24 protein-coding genes and 5 pseudogenes are annotated in these 26,209 nt (G+C 61.5%); 18 read left to right on the top strand and 11 right to left on the bottom strand.

All coding sequences use genetic code 11. The annotated features are described in order from the left end of the window. Window positions 1-16: 16 nt before the first annotated feature. Window positions 17-802: a hypothetical protein gene (locus tag TY51_RS06600; RefSeq protein WP_042247447.1), complete on the bottom strand. Its 786-nt coding sequence runs from the start codon at window positions 800-802 to the stop codon at window positions 17-19. 794 nt (window positions 803-1,596) lie between these two features. Between TY51_RS06600 and TY51_RS06590 the strand changes: the two genes are divergently transcribed. From TY51_RS06590 to TY51_RS06570, 5 genes and pseudogenes are all read left to right on the top strand, one after another. Continuing rightward, window positions 1,597-1,803, top strand: a complete 207-nt coding sequence (locus tag TY51_RS06590; RefSeq protein ID WP_197054676.1) for a hypothetical protein — start codon at window positions 1,597-1,599, stop codon at window positions 1,801-1,803. Between the two features lie 474 nt (window positions 1,804-2,277). After that, window positions 2,278-2,560, top strand: a pseudogene (locus TY51_RS20870) (transposase); the annotation flags it as partial. A gap of 309 nt (window positions 2,561-2,869) precedes the next feature. Continuing rightward, window positions 2,870-3,232, top strand: a complete 363-nt coding sequence (locus TY51_RS06580) for a hypothetical protein (RefSeq protein WP_042247442.1) — start codon at window positions 2,870-2,872, stop codon at window positions 3,230-3,232. A gap of 442 nt (window positions 3,233-3,674) precedes the next feature. Continuing rightward, window positions 3,675-4,253: a hypothetical protein gene (locus tag TY51_RS06575; RefSeq protein ID WP_052649885.1), complete on the top strand. Its 579-nt coding sequence runs from the start codon at window positions 3,675-3,677 to the stop codon at window positions 4,251-4,253. A gap of 26 nt (window positions 4,254-4,279) precedes the next feature. Continuing rightward, complete coding sequence (locus TY51_RS06570; protein ID WP_042247440.1) at window positions 4,280-5,353, top strand: cache domain-containing protein; 1,074 nt, start codon at window positions 4,280-4,282, stop codon at window positions 5,351-5,353. A 90-nt stretch (window positions 5,354-5,443) separates the two neighbouring features. Here the strand turns inward: TY51_RS06570 and TY51_RS06565 are convergent, their stop codons facing one another. From TY51_RS06565 to TY51_RS20865, 5 genes are all read right to left on the bottom strand, one after another. After that, window positions 5,444-7,315, bottom strand: coding sequence for a glycosyltransferase (locus TY51_RS06565; protein WP_231558938.1), 1,872 nt, complete (start codon window positions 7,313-7,315; stop codon window positions 5,444-5,446). A 41-nt stretch (window positions 7,316-7,356) separates the two neighbouring features. Then, window positions 7,357-8,238: an HlyD family efflux transporter periplasmic adaptor subunit gene (locus tag TY51_RS06560; protein ID WP_231558937.1), complete on the bottom strand. Its 882-nt coding sequence runs from the start codon at window positions 8,236-8,238 to the stop codon at window positions 7,357-7,359. 100 nt (window positions 8,239-8,338) lie between these two features. Next, window positions 8,339-8,518 (bottom strand): hypothetical protein, encoded by a 180-nt coding sequence (locus tag TY51_RS23235; RefSeq protein ID WP_231558936.1) that lies wholly within the window; start codon window positions 8,516-8,518, stop codon window positions 8,339-8,341. Between the two features lie 54 nt (window positions 8,519-8,572). Further along, on the bottom strand, window positions 8,573-8,800 hold the full coding sequence (locus TY51_RS24490; protein ID WP_373960453.1) for a hypothetical protein: 228 nt from the start codon (window positions 8,798-8,800) through the stop codon (window positions 8,573-8,575). Between the two features lie 128 nt (window positions 8,801-8,928). After that, window positions 8,929-9,603: a glycosyl hydrolase family 8 gene (locus tag TY51_RS20865; protein ID WP_081994747.1), complete on the bottom strand. Its 675-nt coding sequence runs from the start codon at window positions 9,601-9,603 to the stop codon at window positions 8,929-8,931. Window positions 9,604-9,745: 142 nt separating this feature from the next. Between TY51_RS20865 and TY51_RS21770 the strand changes: the two genes are divergently transcribed. After that, a complete protein-coding gene (locus TY51_RS21770; protein WP_197054674.1) occupies window positions 9,746-9,901 on the top strand; it encodes a hypothetical protein in 156 nt (51 codons plus the stop codon). Window positions 9,902-11,202: 1,301 nt separating this feature from the next. Here the strand turns inward: TY51_RS21770 and TY51_RS06555 are convergent. Further along, window positions 11,203-11,960: pseudogene (locus TY51_RS06555) on the bottom strand (IclR family transcriptional regulator C-terminal domain-containing protein). A gap of 104 nt (window positions 11,961-12,064) precedes the next feature. On the opposite strand from TY51_RS06555, the pseudogene TY51_RS06550 reads away from it, so the two are divergent. The 3 genes and pseudogenes from TY51_RS06550 (at window position 12,065) to pcaF (ending at window position 14,669) form a co-directional block, all read left to right on the top strand. Next, window positions 12,065-12,798: pseudogene (locus TY51_RS06550) on the top strand (3-oxoacid CoA-transferase subunit A). Then, window positions 12,795-13,466: a 3-oxoacid CoA-transferase subunit B gene (locus tag TY51_RS06545; RefSeq protein WP_042247438.1), complete on the top strand. Its 672-nt coding sequence runs from the start codon at window positions 12,795-12,797 to the stop codon at window positions 13,464-13,466. Before TY51_RS06550 ends, TY51_RS06545 begins: the two are co-directional and overlap by 4 nt. Window position 13,467: 1 nt before the next feature. After that, window positions 13,468-14,669, top strand: a pseudogene (gene pcaF, locus TY51_RS06540) (3-oxoadipyl-CoA thiolase). Window positions 14,670-14,671: 2 nt separating this feature from the next. On the opposite strand, the gene TY51_RS06535 reads toward pcaF, so the two are convergent. Both TY51_RS06535 and TY51_RS24485 read right to left on the bottom strand, forming a co-directional pair. Further along, entirely contained in the window at window positions 14,672-15,445 is a 774-nt protein-coding gene (locus tag TY51_RS06535) for a LysR substrate-binding domain-containing protein (protein WP_373960452.1), read from the bottom strand. 36 nt (window positions 15,446-15,481) lie between these two features. Continuing rightward, window positions 15,482-15,535 (bottom strand): annotated as a pseudogene (locus tag TY51_RS24485) (hypothetical protein); the annotation flags it as partial. A gap of 214 nt (window positions 15,536-15,749) precedes the next feature. Here TY51_RS24485 and TY51_RS06530 point away from each other — a divergent pair. The 9 genes from TY51_RS06530 (at window position 15,750) to pcaD (ending at window position 24,262) form a co-directional block, all read left to right on the top strand. Next, window positions 15,750-16,940 (top strand): muconate/chloromuconate family cycloisomerase, encoded by a 1,191-nt coding sequence (locus tag TY51_RS06530; RefSeq protein ID WP_042247435.1) that lies wholly within the window; start codon window positions 15,750-15,752, stop codon window positions 16,938-16,940. A gap of 2 nt (window positions 16,941-16,942) precedes the next feature. Continuing rightward, the gene (gene catC, locus TY51_RS06525) at window positions 16,943-17,233 is read left to right on the top strand and encodes a muconolactone Delta-isomerase (protein ID WP_042247433.1); all 291 of its coding nucleotides are present in this window, start codon (window positions 16,943-16,945) and stop codon (window positions 17,231-17,233) included. A 66-nt stretch (window positions 17,234-17,299) separates the two neighbouring features. Next, window positions 17,300-18,238 (top strand): catechol 1,2-dioxygenase, encoded by a 939-nt coding sequence (catA, locus tag TY51_RS06520; protein ID WP_042247431.1) that lies wholly within the window; start codon window positions 17,300-17,302, stop codon window positions 18,236-18,238. A gap of 116 nt (window positions 18,239-18,354) precedes the next feature. After that, window positions 18,355-19,713, top strand: a complete 1,359-nt coding sequence (locus TY51_RS06515; protein WP_042247429.1) for a Rieske 2Fe-2S domain-containing protein — start codon at window positions 18,355-18,357, stop codon at window positions 19,711-19,713. Further along, window positions 19,710-20,198, top strand: coding sequence for a benzoate 1,2-dioxygenase small subunit (gene benB, locus TY51_RS06510; protein WP_042247427.1), 489 nt, complete (start codon window positions 19,710-19,712; stop codon window positions 20,196-20,198). The genes TY51_RS06515 and benB overlap by 4 nt, the downstream gene beginning before the upstream one ends. Window positions 20,199-20,234: 36 nt before the next feature. Further along, window positions 20,235-21,263 (top strand): benzoate 1,2-dioxygenase electron transfer component BenC, encoded by a 1,029-nt coding sequence (benC, locus tag TY51_RS06505; RefSeq protein ID WP_042247425.1) that lies wholly within the window; start codon window positions 20,235-20,237, stop codon window positions 21,261-21,263. Beyond that, a complete protein-coding gene (gene benD, locus TY51_RS06500) occupies window positions 21,260-22,045 on the top strand; it encodes a benzoate diol dehydrogenase BenD (RefSeq protein WP_042247423.1) in 786 nt (261 codons plus the stop codon). The genes benC and benD overlap by 4 nt, the downstream gene beginning before the upstream one ends. Before the next feature lie 31 nt (window positions 22,046-22,076). Beyond that, window positions 22,077-23,408 carry an aromatic acid/H+ symport family MFS transporter gene (locus TY51_RS06495; protein ID WP_042247421.1) on the top strand — a complete coding sequence of 444 codons (1,332 nt, stop codon included), beginning with the start codon at window positions 22,077-22,079 and terminating at the stop codon, window positions 23,406-23,408. 59 nt (window positions 23,409-23,467) lie between these two features. Next, a complete protein-coding gene (gene pcaD, locus TY51_RS06490; protein WP_042247419.1) occupies window positions 23,468-24,262 on the top strand; it encodes a 3-oxoadipate enol-lactonase in 795 nt (264 codons plus the stop codon). 206 nt (window positions 24,263-24,468) lie between these two features. Here the strand turns inward: pcaD and TY51_RS06485 are convergent, their stop codons facing one another. Beyond that, a complete protein-coding gene (locus TY51_RS06485) occupies window positions 24,469-25,524 on the bottom strand; it encodes an aldo/keto reductase (RefSeq protein WP_042247417.1) in 1,056 nt (351 codons plus the stop codon). A gap of 21 nt (window positions 25,525-25,545) precedes the next feature. Continuing rightward, window positions 25,546-26,205, bottom strand: coding sequence for a dihydroxyacetone kinase subunit L (locus TY51_RS06480; RefSeq protein WP_042247414.1), 660 nt, complete (start codon window positions 26,203-26,205; stop codon window positions 25,546-25,548). Window positions 26,206-26,209: the final 4 nt, after the last annotated feature.

Raw genomic sequence — 26,209 nt, 5'->3', positions numbered from 1 at the left:
CCGGTTGGCGGGGCGGTCACGGATAACTGAGTGCACTGGCAACAGGATGTGATGAGTAGTCGATCGGGCCGTGATCGGGCCGCAGCGTGGCACGCCCGGCCTCGGCAAGGTGCTTGGCCTTCGCCCACCGCCCGTGCCAGAGGATCCTGTGAAGGGGAGAGAACAGCTCCCCGTTCAGATCGACGGGCCAGTCCTGCGGGGTCTTGCCGGAACAGTGTCGCCGGTCCGTCCAAAGCACGGGCTGGCGCCCGTCGGCGGTCAGGATCGCGTCACCCACCCGGACATCCCGGACCGGGATCATGCCCGCACGGGCGACATCGACACGCACGTCCGGACCGAAGCAGGGCGCTGCCAGGGGACGGGACAGCGTGGGGGCGATATCATAGGCGCCATTGCCCACGGGGAATGTCTGCGGCAGCGTCGCGAACGAATTGTCGCCATTCGTGATCATGATCGGCCCGATCCAGGGCGACCCCGGTGCAGGCTGCATCACCGACGTGTTGATCCGGGCATAATCGTCCCCCAGGCCCGAGAGATCGCTCTGGATGTTGGCGGTCTGGCCGGGGTTCATCGGCCGGTACTCGGCGACCTGCTTGCCCGATCCGTCAAAGACCTTCAGCCCGGTGATCCCGCTTCTGCCGGTCAGCTCCGTCCCCGTGTCGTTGATGGCGGTGATTTCGATGCGGTGGTCCTTGGCCCAGATCTGGCGGCCCCATTGCACCGTCGCCGTGCCTTGGGAGGAGTTGGTGCCGACGGCGGGATCGACGATCAGTTGATCGCCTCGAATGCTGAACGTGATCACGGGAAGCTCCTTTCACAGGGGTCTCCCGACCGTACGGACTTGCACTTTTTGCAAGGTTAACGCGACCCGCGATGCGCGGCGTTCTAGTAATCGTGGTTTATCGATTACAAATGAGATGAAGCGGTAGCCCAAGATGCGAGTACTCTTGGACGGTCCGTCCAGCGAGACTGCCAGCTTCGCAACGGGCTTGTTTACCGAAATCCGGATCATCGAGCGGACAGTCAGCCCGTTCGACTATCCCGGCGGTGCAGTCAGGTAGGGACTTCAAGGATACGTTCATGCCGGCGGCTGCTGCTTCATTGCAATCGGCGGCTTCAGGCACCCATCAGGCCTGTACTTATAGTCAAGTGCACAACGTGTAGAGTTTGCGTACATTCAGCGTGTAGTTGTTTGAGGTCACCAGTATGCTGCGTGTTCCGAATGAGACGACGCTTCGCCTGTCCATCTCCGGTGAGGACTGGACGCTTATCGAGACTGCCTTGACAGCCTATGACCACAACGCGATCTACCGCGATCTGCGGGACAGGCTGGACATGCAGGTGGCCATGATTAGGGCCATCGACGGTGCGACGCGGAATGCTTGCTCTGGGCAAGTGCGCAGCGCATCCGCAAGCAGTCGGTCGGCTACAAGGCAGTCGCGATAGCACCTCGACCGATAATCTCCTGTGGTTCGGACGTCTATCGGGATCTGAGAACGCAATTAGCTCTTACAAAAGACATGACTTAACAAACTAACTGGTTCAGTATGATGCCTGATCTTAGATTTGCGCAGGGAGTGGCATGTTATGCCCCGGATGACGCTGACCAGAATGCCCGACAGAAACCCCGTGGTGATACAGTTCGAGGCAGTTACCGAGTTCAATATCGACAACGGCCCTGAGGGCGCCACCATCCTCGCCCTGTACCAGCGGGGATCTCAGCAGATCATCCATGTTTGCGAGACGCGTGAGCAGATCATCTCCGCCCGCCTGGCAGCGCTGTCAGGAATTTCGCGCCTCTGAAGTGTTGATTGCATCTGCGGGGTACTGGCGCATCGGTTAACCCTCTGCGACGGTGCTGAATATGCGCCATGCGTAAGCTGCTTGGGCGGCCCGGCAAACTGCCCGCCACGCTAAACGTGTCTCTCGATAGGCGGGCCAGGCACGGTGTTCTTCCACGTTCAAACGACGACAGTTGGGTATTGTCTGGCATGAAAGCGCAGATGCCCTGCTTGGGAGCGGCCACAAACAAACCTGCCCAAATAAACAGGCGTTCCGAGCAAGCAATTGGCGATACATTACATGCCGGTCAGGCAGCGGCTTTGGGAGGAGCGACTGTCTGGCCAGCGATTTTTCCAACTTAGATAAACCTTATGTAACCATTTGGCACTATAGCAGGCTTGCCTCCTGCGCATTTAACACGCTGCTGAAAAACGCTCTTCTGAACGCTGAAACCGTAACATGATTCACTTTCCGGGCGGTCTGATGGGGAAGGCCATGCGGGATGTGGACGAGACGAGCAGATCGCTGTTCAACTATGTCGACATTGAAGAGCGCATTTCGGCTCGGAATCCGCTGCACAAGATCCGGCAGGTCGTCAACGAAGCCCTGTTCAGCTTGGATGCAGATTTCGCGGCGCTCTGTGTCGATTTCGGCCGTCCTTCGATTGCGCCGGAACGACTGATCCGGGCCTGCCTGCTGCAGATCCTGTTCTCGGTCCGCTCAGAGCGGCAAATGATAGAGCAGATGCGGTATAATCTACATCTTCCGGTGGTTTGTCGCACAGACCATGCTGCGGGGCATAAAACGAGTGGGCGCTCAGTTCACCTTGACGACGGCAGCCAGCAACCTCGCCCGAGTGCTGCGGTTGCTGGCCCGATGAGGTCGCGGGGAAAAATCGGTCGTCGATCAGAGGGGCCGTGAGCCGTGGTATCCTCTGTCAGTTCCGACGACCTCAAGAAACGCCTTCCTGATCGGCGGCTAATTCAGCAACCTGTTAAAATCGCCAACGACCACATCAACCCGTTCGTGAATTATCTCTTCCTTAGGATGCGCCGTATATAGCGAGATGGAGCTAAAGGAGCAGGTGATGGACTATCGGGTGAATACCAGCAAGGATCTAGCAGCGAATCTCGCCCATGCAAAGGCAGTCATCAGCGCCTGCAGGACCGGGATTCCACGTATCGATATTGGAACCGAGGATGAAGCCTTCATTCGTATGCGTATCATGCGCATGATCAGTGAGCTTGAGACTATTGATCTAATCGCCAGCAAAGGCTCGCTGACATTAAAGCAAAGGCGTGCGAATGCAAAAGCTAAGGCAGATCAGGACCGAGCTTTTTTTGGCGTTCATTTGGGCATGTACCCTAGTGCTGATTATTCTGCCGGTAGCGCTGTTCATTCTTCAAATATTGAGCTTCGTGACGACACTGCCGTTCGCAAGTTGGCCTGAATATTTTAATCCTCAAAATCTTTTGGGCTCGGGTCGCTACGGAAAATTTTCTTTCCCATTACATTGAAATTGCGTCTCGTGCACGTAGCAGGCCGCCAGCCCAACCAGTTGGTTTGTTATCAAAGCCACGATTGCGCTTCTAGACCTGCGCTGCACTAACAGTCATGCACGTCCGTCGCGATGGAACGTGGCATCGTCCCGCTGCCGCTTTGCACGCTCGATGGTTTCCAGCGTCTGCAACGGGCTGGGATGGCAGGTGACAATTTGCGCCAGCCGTTCAACGTAAGCTAGTACAGGTCCTATCGCGGTATTGGGTGCCGCAATTGTCGGATGTTTATGCCTCGTATTGCCGATGCCCACACAACTATGCAAATCCCATTCCCCCCTAGGATGCAGTCGCATTACGTGCATAGTATGGCTTCAGTTCACTCATGAGGCGACCATGCCCCACAGGATAGTTCTCCTCTCCGCAATTATTGCCGGGGCCTTCCTTGTCCAGCCAGTACTGGCGGATGGCGAGTTCCTCCAGATCGACATCGGAGGTCAGACGCAAACTGCCGTGGGTGCTGTGTCCCGGGGATCCTTTGCATACGGCATTAGCTATGCCGATTACGACGACGGCCGCTCAGGCTCTGTCAGCGTCGCCTATGCCCTTCCGTTAAACGCACCTGTTTACCTGAAGGTGGGGCCGACAGTGGGTTATCAAGACGACGATGGAGAGGGCGATGATTTCGAAGCGGGGCTGAGGCTGGTCGCTGACCGCTACTTTCCAACCGATTTCGGCTCGGCGTATTTCCTGGGCGAGGCGAGTACGGTCCACAATTCCTGGTTTCTTCTGACCCAAGTCACCTATGCACCGGCAGATCTCGGTATCGAGCTGTCGCGTGGCGCCAGCGAGACCTACAGCGAAACTACAGTGGCCGTGCAGAAGCGACTGGCCGGGAGCTCGGTCAGCCTGCGCGTTGGATACAAGCTCAGCTCCGAGGAGTTTTTTGCCGGCTTTTCCATCAACACATTTTGAGGTTTGAAATGACATCAGCGCATCCCATGACGCTGCGGCGCTCGGTCGTTCTCTTCTGCCTCGCCTGCCTAGCGGCCGTCACCGTCGTCTGTGCCGCCTTCGTCTATCTCAGGGGCGATCGTTTCACCGACAGTACGTTGGCATTTGCCTCACGCTTCCGCACGACTGCCGCGGCGGGTGAGCTTGCCCGAATGCTGGAGCGCGATTGGCACAATCTCATCTTCCTTACCGAGCAGGCAAGCAAGCTGACCCCCGATCAACTATCATATCTGATGACAGGCGCAGGGGGTAATCCCACCCGTATTTCATGGGTCGGCTACGCCGATCTCAGTGGGATCGTGGTTTCGGCAACAAACGATCTTCTGGTGGGGCAGGATGTCAGCGAACGCCCTTGGTACCGCAACGGTCTGACGGGTGGTTTTGCGGGCGATGTACATGATGCGGTTCTGCTCGCCCAACTGCTCGGTGGCAACAGTGACGAACCCCTGCGCTTTATCGATCTGGCACGTCCGGTGCAGGATAAAAGCGGTGATATTTCAGGCGTCATCGGCATGCACATCAATGCCAACTGGCTCGCTGACTATCTGCGGGAGACTTCTGAGAGGTTCGGTATTGATCTCTACCTCATAAATCCGGGCGGTACGATATCGGCCTCCTCCACTGATCAGGCACCAACGGAAGCCGACCTGCAGATATTACGGACCGCCCAGACAGGAATAAGCGCCGAGGGGCGGGAGACCTGGCCTGACGGCCGCGACTACTTCTCGACGATCGTGCCAGAAGTCACGTCCGGTGAGCTGCCGAGCTTCGGATGGCGGATGATTGGTCGACTGGATGCCAATAGCGTGAGTTTCGGCGTCGACCTGATCCGCAACGGGGCTCATTACGCCGCTCTCGTGGCTCTGGCGTTGGTATTTCTCATCACCATGATCTACTCGCGCCTCATTCTCGCACCCCTCTCACGCCTGGCGAAATCCGCTGAGCAGATCTCCGAAGGATCGCAGAATTACCCCGCCAACAGCCGCATCACGGTAGAGGCGGCACAGCTGTCAACCGCGCTGGCACGCCTCCAGCGCGATCCGGTCAGCGGCGAGAGCTAAACGACAGTCGCCGACCCATACCCGCCAGGATGCCGCCAAGCTGTGCTCGCCCTGTGCCTGGGGCCGCGCCCTCGGCATAAAAACGCAGCATCAGGCTTCGCGCTGGTCCGGTGTCGGCGTCAGGCGCACGCGGTTTCCGTCCACCGTCTCGGCGATGACGGTTACAGGAATGTCGCCGATCTTGGCGATCCGCAGCTTGGCCTCGGTGCCTGCGGGATAGATTTTTCCGCGCAGCCGTGCTTCGTCCATGTTCATCGCGCTGATCCACTGACGCCGGATATCGCCGTCGACGATGAAGACCGCACGGTCCGGCAGGTCCGCGATATGCCGTTCCCGGCGCGGCAGCTCGATGCACGCCAGCACCGTCAGTGTCAGCACGAACACGTTGTAGATCGTCCAGAAGATCACGACCCATTTTCCGTCGCCCGCGTCGTTGAAGGCGAACCGGTCGGACACGATGCCGACGGTCAGGGCCAGCACAGTCAGTACCAATAGTACCAGGAACGGCCGCATCAGGGCCCACTGGACTGTAACCTTGGTACGGTCGCCCCCTTTTGCCGTAACTGAAAACGGATGCCCCTTGGGTCGGAACATGCCAGTGAACGCCGCGCGGCTAATCGCGATCGCGCCGATCAGCTGGCTGACATCATGCAGGATCGGGACGAACATTCCCGGCATCAGCGTTCGAAGGACCAGAAATGACCACAGGAAATAACACCCGAAGAACGTGATCACGTCGGGCAGGGACGCGTCCACCACAATGATGTTGAAGAACCAGTACAGCAACGGATAGACGACCACCGCGATGCGGAACGAAAAGCTGGTCATCCAGAAAAAGATCGAATCGATGACGCTCCAGCGATCGCGCAGGCGCAGTTTGCTGGCTGACAGCGGACCCAGGCTGGAGCGGGCAATCTGCATCAGCCCCAGGCACCAGCGGGCGCGCTGCGTCACGTATTCTTTGAGCCCCTCGGGGGCCAGGCCCTCGGTCAGGGGTTCGGACAGATAGACGGTCTTGAGCCCGCGTTCCTGCAAGGCCAGCGTCAGCATGAAATCTTCGGTTACGCTCTCCGTCGGAAAGCCACCAATCTCGCGAAGCGCGGACCAACGGCAAATGGACGAAGTACCGCAGCAGATGGCGATGCCCCACGCGTCGCGACAGGGCTGCATGTGATCGAAAAAGAACCGCTGTTCGTCTGGATAGGACTGGCTGATCCCAAGATTGTGCTGGATTGGGTCGGCATTGAAGAAGTGCTGGGGAGTCTGGACCAGCGCCACGTCGGGATCATGAAACAGCGCCAGACTGCGCCCTAGAAAGCCGCGATGGGGAACGAAGTCAGCGTCCAGAACAGCCACAAAATCTGGTGGAACCGGGTCTTCGGCCAAACGATCCAGCGCGTGATTGATGTTGCCTGCCTTGGACCCCTTGTTGTCTGGACGCCGCATGTAGCGGACCTGCTGTTGCGCGCAATAGTCGCGCAGCCAGTCCCGGCGGCTATCGTCGAGGACTAGGACCTCCTTGTTCCGGTGGCGCAGGAACTTCGCGCCAACGATGGTGCGTTCCAAGACCTCCAGATCCTCGTTGTAGGTGGCGATCAGGATCGCGACGCGCGGTTCTCTCTCGCCCCACCACCCCTCGTGGGCGTCCGCTTCGGCGCTGCGGATCCTGATGCGCGACATGATGATGAAGGCGCTGGCGGATCCTGCCAGCGCCAGAAACTCGAGCGCGAACAGCGACCAGCTGGCCAGCATGTCCAGAGTCAGGCCGGGTGACGCCAGCGTTTCGGTTCCCCGCCACCAGATATAGCGTACCGCCAGCAGAAAGCCGATGCCCAGCAGGATCGCGCGGTGCAGGGTGCTGTACACATCCACCCAGGACCTCAGCGTCAGCCCAACGCCCAGGACCAGCAGCAGGTGGACTGCGCTGGATCCGAGCTGGCTGAGAAGCAGGATGTCCGGCATCTTAGTTGAAGAGCCCGCGAAGGCTGTCCAGCGGGCGCGTTTCAAAGAAGGCACGGCCCGTCTGGCCGATGACACAGTTGTCCGCCCCCCCCGTCGCGAAGTGCAGGAACGATCAGTGCCACGTCGAATCGTTCCAGGTGTTGCTGGCTGGGGGCGACCGCCATCGCTTGATAGATCGCAGCGGCGCCGCTTCCGGCAAGGCGTGCCACGGTGGCATCATGGACTTCAGAAGAGCCTGCAAGTCTAAAGCGCGCGGGCTGGCCGACGGCCAGATCGTTGTAGGTGCGCTCAGTTACCGACAGGGTCACCACCGTGGAATTGCAATCTACGAGCCGCAGCAGCGGATCGCCGCGCTGAACGTTGACCCCGTCGGCCTGAAGCACATCCCAGAAGATGCCGGTCACAGGGCTTTGCAGGTCGCCGCCGATCTGGCTGTTGACCCGCAGACGTTCGCGGTCGGCGCGCTCACCGACCGCGGTCAGCCTGGCATCGGCTTCGGCCAGCCGCGTGTTCAGGGTGGCGATTTCGCTGCGCAATTCGACGCTGCGCTGTTCGGCATTGGGCGCGTCGTTGTAGCCGTCGCCCAGAAACACGCCCTGTTGCGCGGCGCCAAGCGCGATCTGCAGGATCGCCACGCGTTCGCGCGCATGATCAAGCACGAGCGCATCCAGCCTCGGTTCGGCAGGCAGGCGCTGGTCGTTCTCCTCGACCGCGTCCAGCAGGCGCGGGTCAGGCACGGTGGCTTGCTCTTGCTCCAGAATGGCCAGACGCGATCGGGCGTGCGTCAGGCGCGTTCGCAGCTCCTCTAGCCGGTTCGTGCGAAAGATGTCCGCACGCCGGTCCAGGTCATCGCGGATCGCACTGGTTTCTGCCAGTAGAGTTGCGATCTGAGCGCGCGCAGCCTCCTCCAGCCGGACTTCCATCAGCAGATCGTTGAGCCTGACGCGATCGGCGATCGGGTCTCAATGCTGGCCAGCACCTCGCCTTGCGTGACCCGGCCGCCCAGCTGTCGCTCGGGGATCGTCAGGTTTCCGGCAACCGCGCCCGGATCGTAACGATCGGCGCATTGACAACCGCATCCGCGCTTGCTCCGGACATCTGTTCGCCCACGATCACCCAGACCGACAGGATGATCAGAAGGATGCCGATAACTGGTCTGCTGTATCTCATAAGGCTGCGATCCAAGCTGATGATTTCCGTCAAGTCAGCTTAGGCGAGTAATCCATACCGGTCACTACCATCTAGAGGTGCATTCCCTTATTGCGCCGGCGTGTTGCATTCCCCTTCCCGGAAGGCCAGCTCAATGAGCATCAGCAGGGTATCGGAATAGTAGTCAGCACCAATGACGGCTGATGAAACATCAATATTTGCACAGTCTATCAAGCGTCGAATAGCGGTGAATCCTGCGCGGTCGCTGGCCTGTAACACCTCCCCCTGTGGTGTCGCCTCAACAACGACATGTCCCGGCAAGGCACCGTCGCTCATATGGCTCGCTGCTGAACGCACTGCCGGGTGATCGGTTCTGTTCGACCAGGTCAGATAAAGAGGGATGCGGAGAGCGTCATATCCCCATCGAAAGTCATGCTCTACAGGCTTTGCGAAACCTGCCCGTGTTACATCCACCCAGTTTGGCAGGAAGCCAGTGGCTGCCAGTTCGGCAAGTACGGTTTCTCCATGATCGGCTGCCTGAACGAGCGCAGGCTCACCCGCAGCTTCCCCCAACTCACGCAGGCACGTGGCATGATGTAGGATGGATTGATCAGCACACGTTTTTTGGCACGCCTTGCTTCGGCGCCTGGCAGAAGCAGGGGTCCATTCGCTGCCCTTGGATCGGGAGCAAGACAAAGGCGTGCAATATCTCGCGCAATTCTGAGAGCGGCGTAAGTATACTCTGTCCACCCAGAGTCCCGTCCGGCTCGAAGCAGTGCCCAGGCACGAAAAAGATCGCCGTCGGTGGCATTGTGCCAGTCAGGGATATTGTTGCCCGCACCTGGCTGCCATTTCCAAGCCATCAGGCGATCATCGCGGATCGCAAGGTGTTGTCGGGTCCATGCGTCGATTTCATCGAACGCTTCGCGATCACCATGCGCTTGAGCAAGCAGGAGACCATATCCTTGTCCCTCGGAATGAGAAATGCCGCCTTGCTGTGCGTCGACCACCCTGCCGGAACTGACATAGCGGCGCTGCCATTGTTGCCATTGTGTCGGCGGATCGTCCGCGAACGCGGCACGGAGCAGCGGAGTGCTCGCGCAGAGGGCTGCGCATATCAACGAGCGACGCGTCATCATCAGGTGTCATACCCCATCTGAATGCGTGCCAGCCCGTACTGAGCGCGTTTCCGCCAGAAAATCAACTTTCGGTTAATCAGTGCAACCAAGGCGTGCGCTCTCTGTTATAGCCGAAAAATTAAAAAATAAGACGGAGACAACCGTGCGGAACAACGTGATCATGGCCATCGCCACAAAAGACGAACTTGATATGATCGTGTCGGCTCTATCAGCCTATAACCACAATACCAAATATCGGGTACTCTATGAGAAGCTTATCCGGCAACAGGATCAGCTGTACAAGGCGGTCTCCAACTGACGAAAAGCCGGTGTGCTGGCTTGATCTGGTCCAAGTCGCTTTCTCCAAAAGGCTGAGCGGCTCCACCCTACGGTAGCCGTCCCGGATTTCTTTACGGCTGCAGTCAGAGCGGAAACAGCATAGCTTTCGGCGGCACAGCCTTCTGTGCGCTACTTCAGCGCAAGAAACGGACGGTCTCAGCGTACAGCGGTTCGCGTCAGCACTGCCGCGGCTGTCGAGGCGTTCGCAACAAGACAGACCAGCTGCGCGCGTCTGAGCGAGTCACATAGAATGTCGCCCGGACTGGCGGCATGTCCCGCCGCTTCAACGGCTCTCAGAAACGTCGCGAAGTCTTTGCCAATGATCGTCACAGCCAGAACCCTCCCCGTAAAAGCCTGAAGCATCTAGCGACACAACCTATGCGGTATGCTACCTAATGTAACTCACCATTTGGGATATTCAATACTCATCGGTTCAGTTCCGCCGAATGCCGGGACTGCCACCTCACAGGGTTTGATGTGTCCTGCAAGGGTCATACTGCCAAAGCAGTCCATCGTCAGCAGGGCTTCCGTCAGTTAGCATCACTGCTCTCCGCTGCGACAAGGGCTTCCGTCGCGACCCGGGCCGCCGGCTCATCTTCGGCTTCCGCGCCTGCATCGACGAGGCTCTCTGCTTCCGCCTCATCCTCGTCCAGGACAGGCGGTGCATCACCGGCTGTCGCATAGCCCTTAAATGCGGTATAGAAAAGTCAAATAAATCAATTGGGCGGCTTTGCCACTAAAAACAGTATCTTGCCATTAAACTCGACATTCTTGTTGTTGAATCTGACATAGGGTGCGCAGATTTGGACGGTTGGTATCGATGGAAGGTAATGACGGAGACTGTGGCGATGCTGGTGCTGAGGCGCTGCGCCGGGCATCGGTCCCTCGACCGCTTGTACAGCTATCTACGCCAACGCGCTTAAGTCCGTTCACGCACATACGGCTTTTGCCTTTTTTAGGCTCAAACCCGACGTGAAACTCTTCTGCCTTTCTGCCTTTCTGCCTTCGCCGTGGCTAAGTTACGTCCACTGGTCAAGGCGACAATGTTCAGCACTGGCCTCGACTAGGACGCAAGAGTTGCCATGCTTCGTACGTTCGAACTGGAACCCGGTCTTCTTGCAGCGGTTGATCGTATTGTCCTGCGGAAAGGGAAAAACTTCCGCAAGCTGGCGTCTGAACGTCATATCTAAGGGCAACAAACGCTGCTCAATGCGCCGTGTGCCGGAATTAAGGGTAACGCGACAGTAGCTAACGGTATCTGCGGCAATTTGGCGTGTCGCGCTATCGCAGCACGCGCCGCAGACCTTCCTGAACCTTCAGGAGCGGATCGAGATACAGCCCGACCAGATCCACGGCATCGGCATTAACCGCGGCGACCCCGGTATTGACCGCGGCGATGACCCGGCCATGCACCGAATACAGCGGGACGGCGATGGAACGCAGTCCCGGCTCCACCTCCTGATCGATGACGGCGTACCCGTCTACACGGGCAGTGTCGATCCGGTCCATGATCTCGGTGGGGTCGGTCAGGCTGTGGGCGGTCCGGGGCGTCAGATCGGATGTCATGATCAGCGTCAGGGCCTGATCGCGGGGCAGGGCGGCCAGCAGGACGCGCCCCATTGAAGTGCAATGCACGGGCAGGCGTGATCCGGGCATCAGCCCGATCGACATCACCCGACGCTGCGCCGCGCGGGCAAGATAGACGATCTCGGTGCCGTCCAGGATCGACACGGATGTCGATTGCCCGATCCGGTCGGACAGCTGGTCCAGCCAAGGCTGGACCAGCTGCGCCAAGGGCATCGCTGCCAAGCCCCCATGCCTAGGCGCAACACCCGCGCAGTCAGGGTGAAAAACTTCCCGTCGTAATCAGCATAGCCCAACTCGTGCAGGGTCAGCAGACAGCGCCGGGCGGTGGCCCGATCCAAGCCGGTTGCCTCCGCCACCTCGGAAATCGCCATGCGGGGTCGCTCGGCGCCGAAGGCTTCGATGACCTGCAGTCCCTTGCCCATTGATCCGATGATGTCAGTTCTGTTCGCCATGCGATCAGAAATAATCGCAGCCCGAACAAAACTCAACATGTGACCAAACCTGATAGCTTTGTTTGTTATCGCGCCGTAAGCCCTCCCCATACGGAGGAGCATTCATGGACAAACGCATCTCGACGTTGGCGGCGGCCACGGCCCAAATCGCGAACGGTGCCACGGTAATGATCGGCGGGTTTGGCGGCTCCGGCGCGCCGATCGAACTCATCCACGCCCTGATCGACCGCTTTGTGACGACCGGTAGCCCCGGAAACCTGACGGTGATCAACAACAACGCCGGCAACGGTCATGTCGGCATCGCGGCGATGATCGAGCAGGGCATGGTGGCCCGGATGATCTGTTCCTTTCCGCGCTCGGCAGACCCGGTGGTGTTCACCGAGCGCTATCTGGCCGGGCAGATCGACCTTGAGCTGGTCCCGCAGGAACGCTGGCCGAACGCATCCGCGCAGGCGGGGCGGGCATCCCGGCCTTCTACACCCCCACCGGGTTCGGCACCGACCTGGCGCAGGGCAAGCCCGTGGCCGAATTCGACGGCCGGTCCTATGTGCAGGAGCGCTGGCTGAAAGCCGATGTGGCGCTGATCAAGGCGGAGGCCGGGGATCACCTGGGCAATCTGACCTACCGGATGGCCGCGCGCAACTTTGCGCCGCTGATGGCGATGGCCGCGATGCGGACGATCGTGCAGGTCAGCCATGTGGTCGCGCCGGGAGATATCGACCCGGAGGCGGTGATCACGCCGGGAATCTTTGTTGATGGGATTATCCACGTGCCGGACCCGGCGCAGGAAGAGGACCTGAACCGCGCAGGGGCGCGATACCCGGAGGTGGCGGTATGACTGACAAGCTGACAAATGCGCAGATCGCGTGGCGGGCCGCACAGGACATCCACGACGGAGCCTATGTCAATCTGGGCATCGGATTTCCGGAAATGGTCGCCCGCTTCCAGCCCACCGGGCGCCAGGCGATCTTTCATACCGAAAACGGCATCCTCGGCTTCGGCGAGGCCCCCGCGGCGGGCGCGGAGGACTGGGATCTGATCAATGCCGGAAAGAAGGCGGTGACGATCCGGCCCGGCACCGCGTTCTTTCACCACGCCGACAGCTTTGCGATGGTGCGCGGGGGGCATCTGGATGTCGCGATCCTGGGGGCCTATCAGGTCGCACAGAACGGCGATCTGGCAAACTGGTCAACCGGCCCCAAGGGCGTGCCCGCCGTCGGCGGCGCAATGGATCTGGTCCATGGGGCCAAGCGTGTGGCGGTCATCACCGACCATGTGACCCGCGACGGCAAGCCCAAGCTGGTTGAAGCCTGCACCTTGCCCTTGACCGGGGTGGCCTGCGTGACGCGGGTCTATACCTCGCTGGCGGTCATCGACATCGAGGGCGGTCGGTTCGTTCTGCGCGAAAAGCTCGCCGCCCTGTCGTTTGAGGCTCTGCAATCGCTCACCGGCGCCCTGCTGCATATGGATGGTGCCGCGACCGACCTGACCGTTCCGGAGGTATGAGATGACCGAAGCCTATATCTGCGACTATGTCCGCACGCCCATTGGCCGGTTCGGAGGTGCGCTGTCGTCGGTCCGGGCCGACGATCTGGGGGCCGTTCCGCTGCGGGCGCTGATGGCGCGCAATGCGGGTGTCGACTGGCAGGCGGTCGATGACGTCATCTTCGGCTGCGCCAACCAAGCGGGCGAGGACAACCGCAATGTAGCGCGCATGTCGCTGCTGCTGGCAGGCCTGCCGGTTGAGGTTGGCGGGACGACCATCAACCGGCTGTGCGGGTCGGGCATGGACGCGGTCATCGCCGCCGCCCGCGCCATCCGCGCCGGAGAGGCGGATCTGATGATCGCCGGCGGTGTCGAAAGCATGTCCCGCGCGCCTTCGTGATGCCCAAGGCCGAAACGGCGTTCTCGCGCAGCGCATCCGTTCACGACACCACCATCGGCTGGCGGTTCGTCAACCCGCTGATGGAGGCGCAATACGGAGTCGATTCAATGCCCGAGACGGCCGAGAACGTCGCCGAGGATTTCAGGATCAGCCGCGCAGACCAGGACGCGTTCGCGTTGCGCTCTCAGCAAAAAGCCGCCGTGGCTCAGGGAAATGGTCGGTTCGACGCAGAGATCACCCCGGTGCTGATTCCGCAGCGCAAGGGCGACCCTAACCGGGTCGATCGCGACGAACACCCGCGCCAAACGACGCTGGAGACCCTTGCAGGTTTGAAGGCGCCCTTCCGCAAGGGAGGGACGGTCACGGCGGGCAATGCCTCTGGCGTCAATGACGGTGCGGCAGCGCTGATCATCGCGTCCGAGGCAGGCGCGCGCCGACACGGGCTGACACCCATCGCCCGTATCCTGGGCGGAGCCGTCGCGGGCGTGGCGCCGCGGATCATGGGATTTGGTCCGGCACCCGCCGCGCGCAAGCTGATGGCCAGGTTGGGGCTGGGCCAGACCGACTTCGACGTGATCGAGCTGAACGAGGCCTTCGCCAGCCAAGGTCTGGCGACCCTTCGCGATCTGGGCACTGCCGACGATGACCCGCGCGTGAACCCCAATGGCGGCGCCATCGCGCTTGGCCATCCCCTGGGCATGTCGGGCGCGCGCATCACCGGCACGGCGGCGCTGGAACTGGCCCGCACCGGCGGCAGGCGATCCCTGTCGATGATGTGCATCGGCGTGGGCCAAGGCATCGCGATCGCCCTGCAACGGGTCTGACGTCAGGGGTCCGGGTCCGGGGCGGCCAAGTTGTTGGCCGCCAGCCATGCGGGTTTTTCGGCATACATCTCGCGGATCAGGCGCCGGATCAGGTCCAGATAGCGGGATGTATCGCCAGCCCGATGGTTCATGATTACCGGAGACGTCGCACGAGGGCTGTCGATGACACGATAGCGGACATCAGACCGCATCTGCCTCGCGGATGACGGGATGATGCAGACCCCAGAATCCGCAGCGACCAGCCCAAGCGCCGTCTGGATCTCACGGACTTCCAGGACATCGTGGGGACGGATCTCTTCCTCCTGCAGCAAACTGAGAACCTGGTCGGCATAGCTGGGACGCGGCTCCTTCGGATAGACGATCAACCGCTGGTCCGCGATGACGGACAGCCGGATCGGGCCCTCGTCCTGGGCCAGCACCGAGTCCTGTGGCAGCGCGACAACCAGACGCTCCTCGCGCAGGGTCGTGGCGACGACGTTTGGATCGTTATGGCGCATGCGGCCAAACCCAATATCGATGCGGCCTTCTTTCAATGCAGAAACCTGCTGGATCGACAGCATCTCCAGCAACTGGATATCCAGTTCCGGTGCATTCTGGCGCAGCTTGCGCACCAGGACCGGCAGCCCGCCATACAGCGTCGAGGCCACGAAGCCGATGGAGAGCACCCGATTGCGGTTCATGCCCACCCGCCGTGTGGCGTCTTTCATCTGGTCCACGCGCCCAAGGACCTGCAAGGCCTGTTCATAGAGAAGCCGTCCGGCGTCGGTCAGCTTCACGGGCCGGCTTGTGCGGGTGATCAGGACGACGCCCAGCTCCTCCTCCAGTAACTGGATCTGCCGGCTCAGCGGTGGCTGGGCGATGTTCAGCTGTTCCGCGGCACGGGTGAAGTTGCGCTCTCTCGCGACAGCGACAAAGTAACGGAGTGACGCAGGTCCATCGGGTCCTTTCCTTCACGCAAAGTATTCTGCACCGCAGCAGCACGGTATTCCTAGATACTTGACGGATCATAATACCCAAACGGTATGGTTTCAAACCAAAACGGTGTTGGACGGGGCGCCGTGGGGGAGGCATTTTGGCCTCATGAACCAGTCATTCGCCCCCCTCGCTTCCACCACCACCGCCGCCCCCGTCGTCACGCGGGTCGAGGCGGTGATCCTTGATCTGCCGACCATCCGGCCGCACAAGCTGTCGGTTGCGACCATGAACGGTCAGGTTCTGATGCTGGTCCGCGTCCACTGCAGCGACGGTATCGTTGGCGTCGGCGAGGGGACAACCATCGGCGGTCTGGCCTATGGCGGCGAAAGCCCCGAAAGCATGAAGACCAATATCGACACGTGGTTCGCGCCGCTGATGATCGGTCAGGATGCCACCCGCGTGCAGTCGCTGATGGCGCGGATCGGCAGGATGGTCCGCGATAATCGCTTTTCCAAGTCCGCGGTCGAGACCGCACTGCTGGACGCCCATGGTCGGCGTCTCGGCCTGCCGGTCAGCGAACTGCTTGGCGGGCGGCGGCGGGATCGCCTGCCCGTGGCCTGGACGCTGGCTTCGGGCGACACGGCGCGCGACATCGCAGAGGCCGAGCGCATGCTGGACCTGCGCCGCCACCGTGTCTTCAAGCTGAAGATTGGTGCGCGGGCGCTGCGCGACGATATTGCCCATGTCGCGGCCATCGGGCAGGCGCTTGGCGACAGGGCGTCCATCCGCGTCGACGTGAACATGGCCTGGTCCGAAGGGGAGGCCGCGTTTGGCATGGCGGCGCTGGCCGATGCAGGCTGCGTGCTGGTCGAACAACCGGTGGCCTCAAGCGCGGCGATGGGTCGGCTGGTGCGCCGCTTTCCGATCGCGCTGATGGCCGATGAATCACTGACCGGACCCGAAAGCGCGTTCGAGATCGCACGTGTGCAGGGTGCGGACGTCTATGCGGTCAAGCTGGAGCAAAGCGGCGGCGCGTTCAACGCCTTGCGCGTGGCGGCTATCGCCGATGCGGCGGGGATCGGTCTTTACGGAGGCACGATGCTGGAGGGGGCGGTGGGCACGGTGATTTCGGCCCATACGTTCTCGACCTTCGCCAATCTGCAATGGGGGACCGAACTGTTCGGACCGCTGCTGCTCACCGAAGAAATCCTGACCGAGCCGCTGGACTACAGCGACTTCGAGCTGACGGTTCCGGCCGGCCCCGGTCTCGGACTGTCTTTGGACGAGGACCGCGTGGCGTTCTTCGCGCGCGACGGACTGCGCAAGACGATCAGCCTGCCCAAAGGAGTTGTGTGACGATGCTGTACCAGGTGATCATGACGGTCGATCTTCCCCGGGACCTTGCGTCCGAAGAGGCCACCCGGATCCTTGCGCAGGAAAAGGCCTATTCCCAGGATCTGCAGCGTAGCGGCAAGTGGCGCCATATCTGGCGGATCGCCGGACAATACGCGAACTGCAGCATCTTCGACGTGCGCGACCATGACGAGTTGCACCAGGTCCTGTCCGGCCTGCCGCTGTTCCCGTTCATGGAGATCAGCGTCACGCCACTGCTGCGCCATCCCTCGGCCATCAGAGAGGACGACCGCTAGTCATGCCCAACGGCGGGGAGGGAGCCCCGCGACCCAGTTTCCAAAAGAATCCAGGAGGAGAACCCAATGACCGTGACCATCTTCAACCGACCCGACGTCCAGGAATTCCTGAACGAGCTGAGCGGCCTGAACAACAAGGATGGCGATCCGCGCATGAAGCAGATCGTGCACCGCCTGATGTCTGACCTGTTCAAGGCAATCGACGATCTGGATATCACCCCCGACGAATACTGGCAGGGTGTAGCCTGGTTGAACGACTTGGGCGCAGCTGGGCAAGCGGGGCTCGTCTCTCCCGGCCTGGGGATTGATCACTTTATGGACGAACGGCTGGACGCCATCGACGCAGCCTTGGGGATCGAGAACCCGACGCCGCGCACTATCGAGGGTCCGCTCTACGTCGCGGGCGCTCCGGAATCGGTGGGTTTTGCGAGGCTGGATGACGGGCGTGACACGGACGGCCATACGCTGATCATGCACGGTACGGTCCATGGTGCGGACGGCCAGCCGCTGGTGGACGCCAAGGTCGAGGTCTGGCACTGCGATACGCGCGGTTTCTATTCGCATTTTGACCCGACGGGCCAGCAGGCGCCCTTCAACATGCGCCGGACCATCGTCACCGACGCCCAGGGCCGCTACAAATTCCAGAGCATCCTGCCCAGTGGATATGGCGTTCCCCCTGGCAGCCCGACCGAGGCGCTGCTGACTGCGCTTGGACGGCACGGCCAGCGCCCCGCCCATATCCATTTCTTCGTCAGCGGAGAGGGACACCGCAAGCTGACCACACAGATCAACATTGAGGGTGATCCGCTGATCGACGACGATTTCGCATATGCCACCCGCGACGGTCTGGTGCCGCATGTCATCGAACGGACCGATGCGGACAGCATCACCGCAAACAACCTGACCGGCCCCTTTGCCGAAATCTCCTTTGACATCCACCTGACGGCCCTCGTCGACGGCGTCGACAACCAACTGAACGAACAGCGCCGCCGCGCCGCAGCCTGACGGAACCCTGCGGGCAGCCACCCGACGCGGCTGCCTCGATCCGCATCCATCTTTCACCAATGACATCTGAGCAGGGCATGCCCGTATCCGGCGCATCCCCTGGGGGAGGACCACGCATGTCTGCGATCATCGACAAGGCCCGCGATCTGGATACCCTGCTGGCGACAGCCGTGCAGGACGACGCCCAGGCCGGGCTATTCCGCTGCCGCCGTGACATCTTCACGAACGAGGATCTGTTCGCGTTGGAGATGAAGCACATCTTCGAGGGTAACTGGGTTTATCTGGCCCATGAGAGCCAGATCCCCAACGTCAACGACTACTACACCACCTGGATCGGCCGCCAGCCCATCGTCATCACCCGTGACAAGACCGGAACGCTGAACGCGGTCATCAATGCCTGTGCCCACAAAGGTGCAATGCTGTGTCGCCGCAAGCAGGGCAACAAGGGCAGCTTCACCTGTCCGTTCCACGGCTGGACATTTGCCAATACCGGCAAGCTGCTGAAGGTCAAGGATGCCAAGACCACCCAGTATCCCGATCAGTTCAACACCGATGGCTCGCACGACCTGACCCGCGTAGCCCGGTTCGAAAGCTATCGTGGCTTCCTGTTCGGCAGCCTGAACCCCGATGTGGTGCCACTGACCGACTACCTGGGCGAAACCACGGTGGTCATCGACCAGATCGTCGACCAGGCCCCCGAGGGGCTGGAAGTGCTGCGCGGGAATTCCAGCTACATTTATGACGGCAACTGGAAGCTGCAGATGGAAAACGGCTGCGACGGTTATCACGTCAGCTCGGTCCACTGGAACTATGCCACCACAATGGACCGCCGCAGCGAGACCGGCACCAAGGCGGTCGATGCCAACAGCTGGAGCAAATCCAAGGCTGGCGTCTACGGGTTCGACAACGGCCATATCCTTCTGTGGACCAACACTGCCAATCCCGAGGTGCGCCCGGTCTTCAACCGCCGCGACGAGATTGCCGCCCGCTTGGGCGAGGACAAGGCTGGCTTCATCGTCAACCAGACGCGCAACCTGTGCCTCTATCCGAACGTCTTCCTGATGGACCAGTTCAGCACTCAGATCCGCGTAGTCCGACCGCTGTCGGTGGACCGGACCGAGGTCACCATCTTCTGCTTCGCACCAAAGGGAGAAGGTGCCGAAGACCGCGCCACCCGCATCCGCCAGTACGAGGACTTCTTCAACGTGTCCGGCATGGGCACGTCGGACGACCTGGAGGAATTCCGTGCCTGCCAGACCGCTTATGCCGGCAGCGCGCCGCTGTGGAACGACATGTCGCGTGGTGCGCCGCTGTGGATCCACGGCGCGGACGACAATGCCCGCCGCATGGGTCTGAACCCGCTGATCTCTGGAGAGCGCAGCGAGGACGAAGGGCTGTTCGTCTGCCAGCACGAATACTGGGCCCGCGTCATGCGCGATGCCCTGTCCAGCGAGAAGACGGGAGAGATGGCATGAGCATCGATCATCACGCGATCTGCGCGTTCCTTTATCGCGAAGCGCGACTGCTGGATGACCGGCAATGGGATGAGTGGCTGACCTGCTATGCGTCCGATGCCTCCTACTGGATGCCGGCCTGGGACGACAATGACCAGACGACTGAGGATCCTCAGTCCGAGATCTCGCTGATCTATTATCCGAACCGCGAGGGGCTGGAAGACCGTGTGTTCCGCATCAAGACGGAACGCTCCGGCGCATCCACACCAGAGCCGCGCACCAGTCACGCGGTCCAGAACGTCGAGGTGGTGGCCGATCGAGGCGACGAGGTCGATGTCCGCTACAACTTCCACACGCTGAACCACCGCTACAAGGCCACGGATCAGTTCTTCGGGACCATGTTCGTCACCCTGCGGCGGGACAGGGACGGTCTGCGCATCGCCGCCAAGAAGATCGTCCTGAAGAACGACTACATCCGCCAGGTCATCGACGTCTATCACGTCTGACCGCCGATCCCGCACAACCGCAAGGAGGAGGCGACCATGTGCTACACCATAGCCCTGAACTTCGAGGACGGGGTCACCCGCTTCGTTGACTGCAAGCCCGGAGAGAAGGTTCTCGATGCGGCTTTCCGAAACAAGATCAATCTGCCGATGGACTGTTCCGACGGCGTCTGCGGCACCTGCAAGTGCCGCGCCGAAAGCGGCGCCTATGATATGGGCGACGACTTCATCGAAGACGCCCTGACCGAGGACGAGGCGGGGCAGGGGCTGGTTCTGACCTGCCAGATGGTGCCATCGTCCGACTGCGTGCTGTCGGTGCCGACCACGTCGCAGGCCTGCAAGACGGGCCAGCAGGCGTTCGCGGCCACGGTGTCCCGGATCGAGCCGCATCATGATGCCGCCGTCGTCCTGGAACTGACCATGGATGATACGGCCACGGCTCCTGCGTTTCTGCCGGGTCAATACGTCAATATCGAGGTGCCCGGCAGCGGCACCCACCGGTCCTACTCTTTCAGCACCGCGCCGGGCGAGCGCCAGCTGGGCTTCCTGATCAAGAAGATCCCCGGTGGGGTGATGAGCACCTGGCTGTCGCGCGCCAAGCCGGGCGACCCGTTGCAACTGACCGGCCCGATGGGCAGCTTCTACCTGAGAGGGGGCGACGGTCCGCTGTTGTGTCTGGCAGGCGGTACCGGGCTGGCGCCGTTCCTGTCGATGCTGGAGGTTCTGGCGCGTGCCGGCTCGCGACGCCAAATCCACCTGATCTATGGCGTGACGCGCGATCTGGATCTTGTTCTGGTGGACCGCATCATGGCGCTGGCCAAGCGGCTGCCGAACCTGACCGTCGCGACTGTGATTGCCGATCCGGCCTCGGATCACCCGCGCACGGGCTGGGTGACCCAACACATGCCGGAGGAGATGCTGGCGGCCGGCGATGTTGACATCTATCTGTGCGGTCCCCCGCCGATGGTCGATGCCGTCAGGCAATATCTCAACGACCACAAGGTCGAACCGGCCAGCTTTCACTATGAGAAGTTCACGCCGAACTCTCCGCTGAAGGCCAGCGCATGACTGCCGCGGTGTTTGCCGGACGCTTTGCGGGCAAGGTGATCGTGGTCACCGGCGCGGCCCAGGGCATCGGCCGTGCGGTGGCGCTACGCGCTGCAGCCGAGGGTGCCAGCGTGCTGTTCGTGGACCGGGCCGATTTCCTGGCAGAGGTCGTGGCCGAGGCCCAGGGAGATGCCGCAGGCTTTATTGCCGACCTGGAGACCTGGGCAGGGGCGAACGCCGCCATGCGCAATGCCGCCGATACCTTTGGCGGCATCGACATTCTTATCAACGTGGTGGGCGGTGCGATCCGCATGCGCCCGCTGGCCGAATTCGAACCCGACCAGATCGACGCCGAGATCCGCCGGTCGCTGATGCCGACTTTGTATGGCTGCCATGCGGTCCTGCCGCATCTGGCCGCGCGGGGCGGCGGCACCATCGTCAACGTGTCGTCGAACGCGACACGCGGCATCCATCGGGTACCCTACTCGGCGGCCAAGGGAGGCGTGAACGCGATCACGCGATCCCTCGCAATGGAGGTGGCTGGCCAGAACATCCGCGTCGTGGCCACCGCCCCTGGCGGAACCGAGGCACCCCCGCGCCGCATCCCCCGCAATGCCGCAGGCGACAGCCCGGATGAGCGGCAATGGATGGCGCAAGTCGTCGAACAGGTGACCGGGTCGAGTGTCCTGAAACGCTACGGGACCATCGACGAACAGGCCGCGCCAATCCTGTTCCTGGCGTCTGACGAGGCATCCTACATCACCGGTTCCGTCCTTTCCGTCGCGGGAGGCGACGAGGGCTGACACCGAAACAACAATAGGGAGGAGAACGACAATGCGTACGATAGACGTGAATGAGGCCATTGACCAAAGTCCGTTCGGGCAATTTCAGTGGCTGGTGGTCGCGCTGTGCGGCACGCTGTTGGTGGTCGACGGCTACGACGTGTTCGTGGCAGGCACGGTGCTGCCGACGCTGATCCAGGAATGGGGTCTGACCAAGCCGCAGGCGGGCGCGCTTCAGGCCTGGGCACTGTTCGGCATGATGTTCGGCGCCTTGATCCTGGGCCCCCTTGCCGACCGGATCGGTCGCAAGAAGGGCGTGGCCATCAGCTTTGCATTGTTCACCTCGGCCACGGTTCTGACGGGGTTCGCCGACACACCCGGACAGTTCAAATTCTTCCGCTTCATCGCAGGCCTGGGTTGTGGCGGCCTGATGCCCAATGCGGTCGCGCTGATGAACGAATATGCACCCAAGCGTCTGCGCGGCACGATGGTCGCGCTGATGTTCTCGGGCTATTCGGTGGGCGGTATGGTTGCGGCGGGGCTGGGCATCGGCCTGATCCCTAGCTTCGGCTGGCAGCCGATGTTCTTCATCGCCGCGGTGCCGCTGCTGCTGTTGCCGCTGATTCTGTGGAAGCTGCCGGAGTCTCTTGGCTTTCTGATCAAGCAGGGCAAGCAGGAAGAGGCGAAGCGCATCTTCGCCAAAATCAATCCCGCGACGCCTTTGGCCGCCGACGACCGACTGATCTTTACCGAGGTCAAGGGCGCCTCGGCATCGGTCGCCGAACTGTTCCGGCATGGTCGGCTGCTGCGGACGCTGATGCTGTGGCTGTCGTTCTTCTGCTGCCTGCTGTTGGTGTACCTGCTGTCCTCCTGGTTGCCCAAGGTTCTGCAAGAAGCGGGCTATGCCGAACGCGCCAGCCTGCTCAGCCTGTTCTCTCTGAACTTTGGCGGCATGGCCGGCGCGATCATGGGCGGCAGGCTGGGTGACCGGTTCGGCCTGCCGCGTGTCGTCGTGGGCTTCTTTGCGGCGGCCGCACTGTCCATCGCGCTGATCGGCGTCAATCCGGCACCGGGGCTGCTGTTCGCGCTGATCTTCGTCGCAGGTGCGACCACCATCGGGACGCAGATCCTGCTCTATGCCAGCGTCGCGCAGCTCTACAATCTGTCAGTGCGTTCGACGGGGCTGGGCTGGGCGTCCGGTGTGGGTCGCATCGGCGCCATCGTCGGACCGACGATGGGCGGGGTGCTGTTGGCAAAGGAACTGCCCTTGGGTCAGAACTTCCTGATCTTCGCGCTGCCCGCTGCCATCGCGACTCTTGCGATGATGGTCTTTGCCCTCAGCAATGCCCGCAGCACCGAAAGGGCGCAGTTGGCGACAGTCTGAAGATCATCTGATAGCGCGCAGTCGTTAGGCTGCGCGTCTTTTCTTTTGGAGATTACGCCATGCCATACCTGAACCTTCCTACGCACCACCTGCATTACCGCATCGATGGGGCAGGGGAAGACAAGCCTTGGCTGACCTTCTGCAACTCTCTCGGCACCGATCTGCACATGTGGGACGCGCAGATTGCGGATCTAAAGTCGGATTTCCAAATCCTGCGTTACGACCGACGGGGCCATGGAAGGTCCGAGGCCCCACCAGCCCCCTATGAGATGGCTGACCTGGGGTCAGACGTCATCATGCTGCTGGATGCCATGGGCATCGATCGCACCCATTTCTGCGGCCTGTCGATCGGTGGGCTGACGGGGCAGTGGCTGGCGATCCATGCTGGCAAACGTCTAGACCGCATCGTTTTGTGCGCGACTGCTGCCCGCATCGGCACCGTGGACAGCTGGACCTCCCGGATTGCAGACGTCACCGAGAACGGTTTAAGCCCTCTGATCACATCGACAGCTGATCGGTGGTTCTCGCCGGAGTTTCGGCAGGTTCATCCTGATGCCGCCGCGGCAGTTCTTGGCCAATTTGAACAGACATCTGTCGACGGATACATGGGATGCTGCGCAGCGCTGGCCCGTGCAGATTTCCGCAAACAGATTTATGATATCAAGAACCCCGTGCTGGCAATATCAGGGGGGGATGATCCGGTCTGTCCGCCCGCTGACCTCGAAGTGCTCGCCGCCGGTGTTACCAATGGCAAGCATGTCTCCCTGCCTGGGAGGCATATCGTCAATGTGGAATCGACCTTGCGATTCAATGACGTCCTTCATGATTTTCTTACCGTTGCAGCCTTGCCATGAGCGTAGGCTGGAGACCTCGCATACGGAAGAAGTAACTGCTCACGCCATGCGTAACACGTAGGGGGACAGTTTTTTACGGCCCATTTCACGCTGGCCTCAAAAGATGCCTAGTGCGCGTCCTCAATAATGGCGCATATCGAGCATATCGAGCATGTCGGGTTTGCTGTCGTCTAGGATGTGAATTTGGCTGGCGATCTCGTACCCAATCAGGGGTTTCCAGTTTCTAAGTCGACCGATTTGTCCGCCGGTCCGAACCGGGGCGACGCGAACTGCGACTGGTGCCAAAGCGGATAGATCTGGGGCGGGCGACTGACCGCATTCAGACGTGCAAGGTCTTCGGGCGATAGTGTCAGGTCCAGAGCCCGAAAGTTCGCCTCGAACTGCGCGGTTGAGGTTCCGCCAACGACCAGGGACGCAACAGCGGGTCGCGTCAGCGTCCAAGCTAGGGCGATCTGCGCGGCCTCAACGTCATGTGCGGCGGCGATGTCGTTCAGGACATCGACGATCCGCCACAGACGCTCCTGATCCCGGATGGGCGGTTCGGACCAGCCGCGGGCCTGCCGGCTGTCGGGTGCCACAGGCTGCTGCCGCGTGTGCTTGCCGCTGAGAAGGCCCGCCGCCAGCGGGCTCCAGACGGTGACGCCGATGCCTTGGTCCACCGAAAGCGGCAAAAGCTCGTATTCCGCCTCGCGCGCTTCCAGAGTGTAATGAAGCTGCTGGGTGACGAAGCGCTGGAAATGGCCGCGGTCGCTGGCCATCAGCGACTTCATGATCTGCCAACCCGTATAGTTCGAACAGCCAGCATAGCGGATCTTGCCCTGTCGTGTCAGGCTGTCCAGCGCCTCCATCGTCTCCTCGACCGGGGTCTGGCCGTCCCATTCGTGGATGTGGTAGATGTCGATATGATCGCGACGCAGCCGCTTCAGCGATCGCTCGCATTCGCGGATCAGGTGCCAGCGGCTGGCGCCTTCGTCGTTCGGCCCGTCCCCGATCCTCATCCGCGCCTTGGAGGAGATCAGGATGTCCGGGCTGCGGTCCGCCAGCACCTCGCCGACGATCTCCTCGGACAGGCCCGTCGAATACATGTTCGCCGTGTCGATCAGGTTGACCCCGTGATCGGTGCAGCAATCGATCAGCCGTGCGGCCTCGGTCACGCCTTGGCTGGCGATGGCGGCAAAAGGCCCCCGGCCGCCGAACGAAAAAGTGCCCATGGACAAGGCCGAGACCTTCAATCCGCTGCGCCCCATGATCCGGTATTGCATGCCGCTCTCCTTGTCTTGAATTCAGGTTCCGACGGGCCGTGCCGCGCCATGGCTGACGAAATCCGCCATCGTCTGGATCAGGATGACCGCAACGGTGCTGCCGGCATCCTGGATGCCGCGGGTCTTTTCCTGAAACGCCGCCGCCTTGCCGTGCTGGGCCACCAGGTCCCTGGTCCGCTCCAATGCGTCGACCGCGACGGCATGCGCGTTGTCCATCGCCGTCGACAGCCCCGTGCCCGCCTTGGCATCGGCCTCGACGCTCATGGCGATCGGGTCGAGCACGTCCAGGACCGTCTTGTCGCCCACCTGCGCGCGGCCCCGCTGCGCGACGCCGTCGCGAAACGCCCGCCAGAACAGCGCCATCTGTTCAGTTCTCAGGTCGTCGCAATCCTTGGCCGAGGCCGAACCGCGCAGAAAGCCGGTGGCCATCAGGGTGCCCATCGTCGATGGGGCCGCGCGGGCGATTGCGGCACCGGCTGCCTTCAGCTGTGCTTCGATCGGGGCGTCGCCGAGTTCGGACACCGCTTTGTCGGCGGCGGCAAAGCCCTTGGCCATGGTCAGGCCAAGATCGCTGTCGCCGACCTGTCCGTCCAGTGTGATCAGAGCCTCTTTCTGGTCTGCAAACACCTTGGAAAGGCGTGCGAAGAGTTGCGGAATGTCATGCGACGTCAGCGTGTCCATCGTC

Source organism: Paracoccus sp. PAMC 22219 (assembly GCF_000787695.1).
Lineage (GTDB): Bacteria > Pseudomonadota > Alphaproteobacteria > Rhodobacterales > Rhodobacteraceae > Paracoccus.
The sequence above is the reverse complement of the archived record's forward strand: the minus strand, read 5'-3'. Positions and strand labels throughout refer to the sequence as shown.

What these genes read in the sequence shown, in the direction of transcription:
- TY51_RS06590 (WP_197054676.1), top strand. Translation starts at nt 1,597, where the DNA reads ATGACGCTGACCAGAATGCCCGACAGAAACCCCGTGGTGATACAGTTC.
- TY51_RS06580 (WP_042247442.1), top strand. Translation starts at nt 2,870, where the DNA reads ATGGACTATCGGGTGAATACCAGCAAGGATCTAGCAGCGAATCTCGCC.
- TY51_RS06575 (WP_052649885.1), top strand. Translation starts at nt 3,675, where the DNA reads ATGCCCCACAGGATAGTTCTCCTCTCCGCAATTATTGCCGGGGCCTTC.
- TY51_RS06570 (WP_042247440.1), top strand. Translation starts at nt 4,280, where the DNA reads ATGACGCTGCGGCGCTCGGTCGTTCTCTTCTGCCTCGCCTGCCTAGCG.
- TY51_RS06565 (WP_231558938.1), bottom strand. Translation starts at nt 7,315, where the DNA reads ATGCCGGACATCCTGCTTCTCAGCCAGCTCGGATCCAGCGCAGTCCAC.
- TY51_RS06560 (WP_231558937.1), bottom strand. Translation starts at nt 8,238, where the DNA reads ATGGAAGTCCGGCTGGAGGAGGCTGCGCGCGCTCAGATCGCAACTCTA.
- TY51_RS24490 (WP_373960453.1), bottom strand. Translation starts at nt 8,800, where the DNA reads ATGAGCGACGGTGCCTTGCCGGGACATGTCGTTGTTGAGGCGACACCA.
- TY51_RS20865 (WP_081994747.1), bottom strand. Translation starts at nt 9,603, where the DNA reads ATGATGACGCGTCGCTCGTTGATATGCGCAGCCCTCTGCGCGAGCACT.
- TY51_RS06545 (WP_042247438.1), top strand. Translation starts at nt 12,795, where the DNA reads ATGACTGACAAGCTGACAAATGCGCAGATCGCGTGGCGGGCCGCACAG.
- TY51_RS06530 (WP_042247435.1), top strand. Translation starts at nt 15,750, where the DNA reads ATGAACCAGTCATTCGCCCCCCTCGCTTCCACCACCACCGCCGCCCCC.
- catC (WP_042247433.1), top strand. Translation starts at nt 16,943, where the DNA reads ATGCTGTACCAGGTGATCATGACGGTCGATCTTCCCCGGGACCTTGCG.
- catA (WP_042247431.1), top strand. Translation starts at nt 17,300, where the DNA reads ATGACCGTGACCATCTTCAACCGACCCGACGTCCAGGAATTCCTGAAC.
- TY51_RS06515 (WP_042247429.1), top strand. Translation starts at nt 18,355, where the DNA reads ATGTCTGCGATCATCGACAAGGCCCGCGATCTGGATACCCTGCTGGCG.
- benB (WP_042247427.1), top strand. Translation starts at nt 19,710, where the DNA reads ATGAGCATCGATCATCACGCGATCTGCGCGTTCCTTTATCGCGAAGCG.
- benC (WP_042247425.1), top strand. Translation starts at nt 20,235, where the DNA reads ATGTGCTACACCATAGCCCTGAACTTCGAGGACGGGGTCACCCGCTTC.
- benD (WP_042247423.1), top strand. Translation starts at nt 21,260, where the DNA reads ATGACTGCCGCGGTGTTTGCCGGACGCTTTGCGGGCAAGGTGATCGTG.
- TY51_RS06495 (WP_042247421.1), top strand. Translation starts at nt 22,077, where the DNA reads ATGCGTACGATAGACGTGAATGAGGCCATTGACCAAAGTCCGTTCGGG.
- pcaD (WP_042247419.1), top strand. Translation starts at nt 23,468, where the DNA reads ATGCCATACCTGAACCTTCCTACGCACCACCTGCATTACCGCATCGAT.
- TY51_RS06485 (WP_042247417.1), bottom strand. Translation starts at nt 25,524, where the DNA reads ATGCAATACCGGATCATGGGGCGCAGCGGATTGAAGGTCTCGGCCTTG.
- TY51_RS06480 (WP_042247414.1), bottom strand. Translation starts at nt 26,205, where the DNA reads ATGGACACGCTGACGTCGCATGACATTCCGCAACTCTTCGCACGCCTT.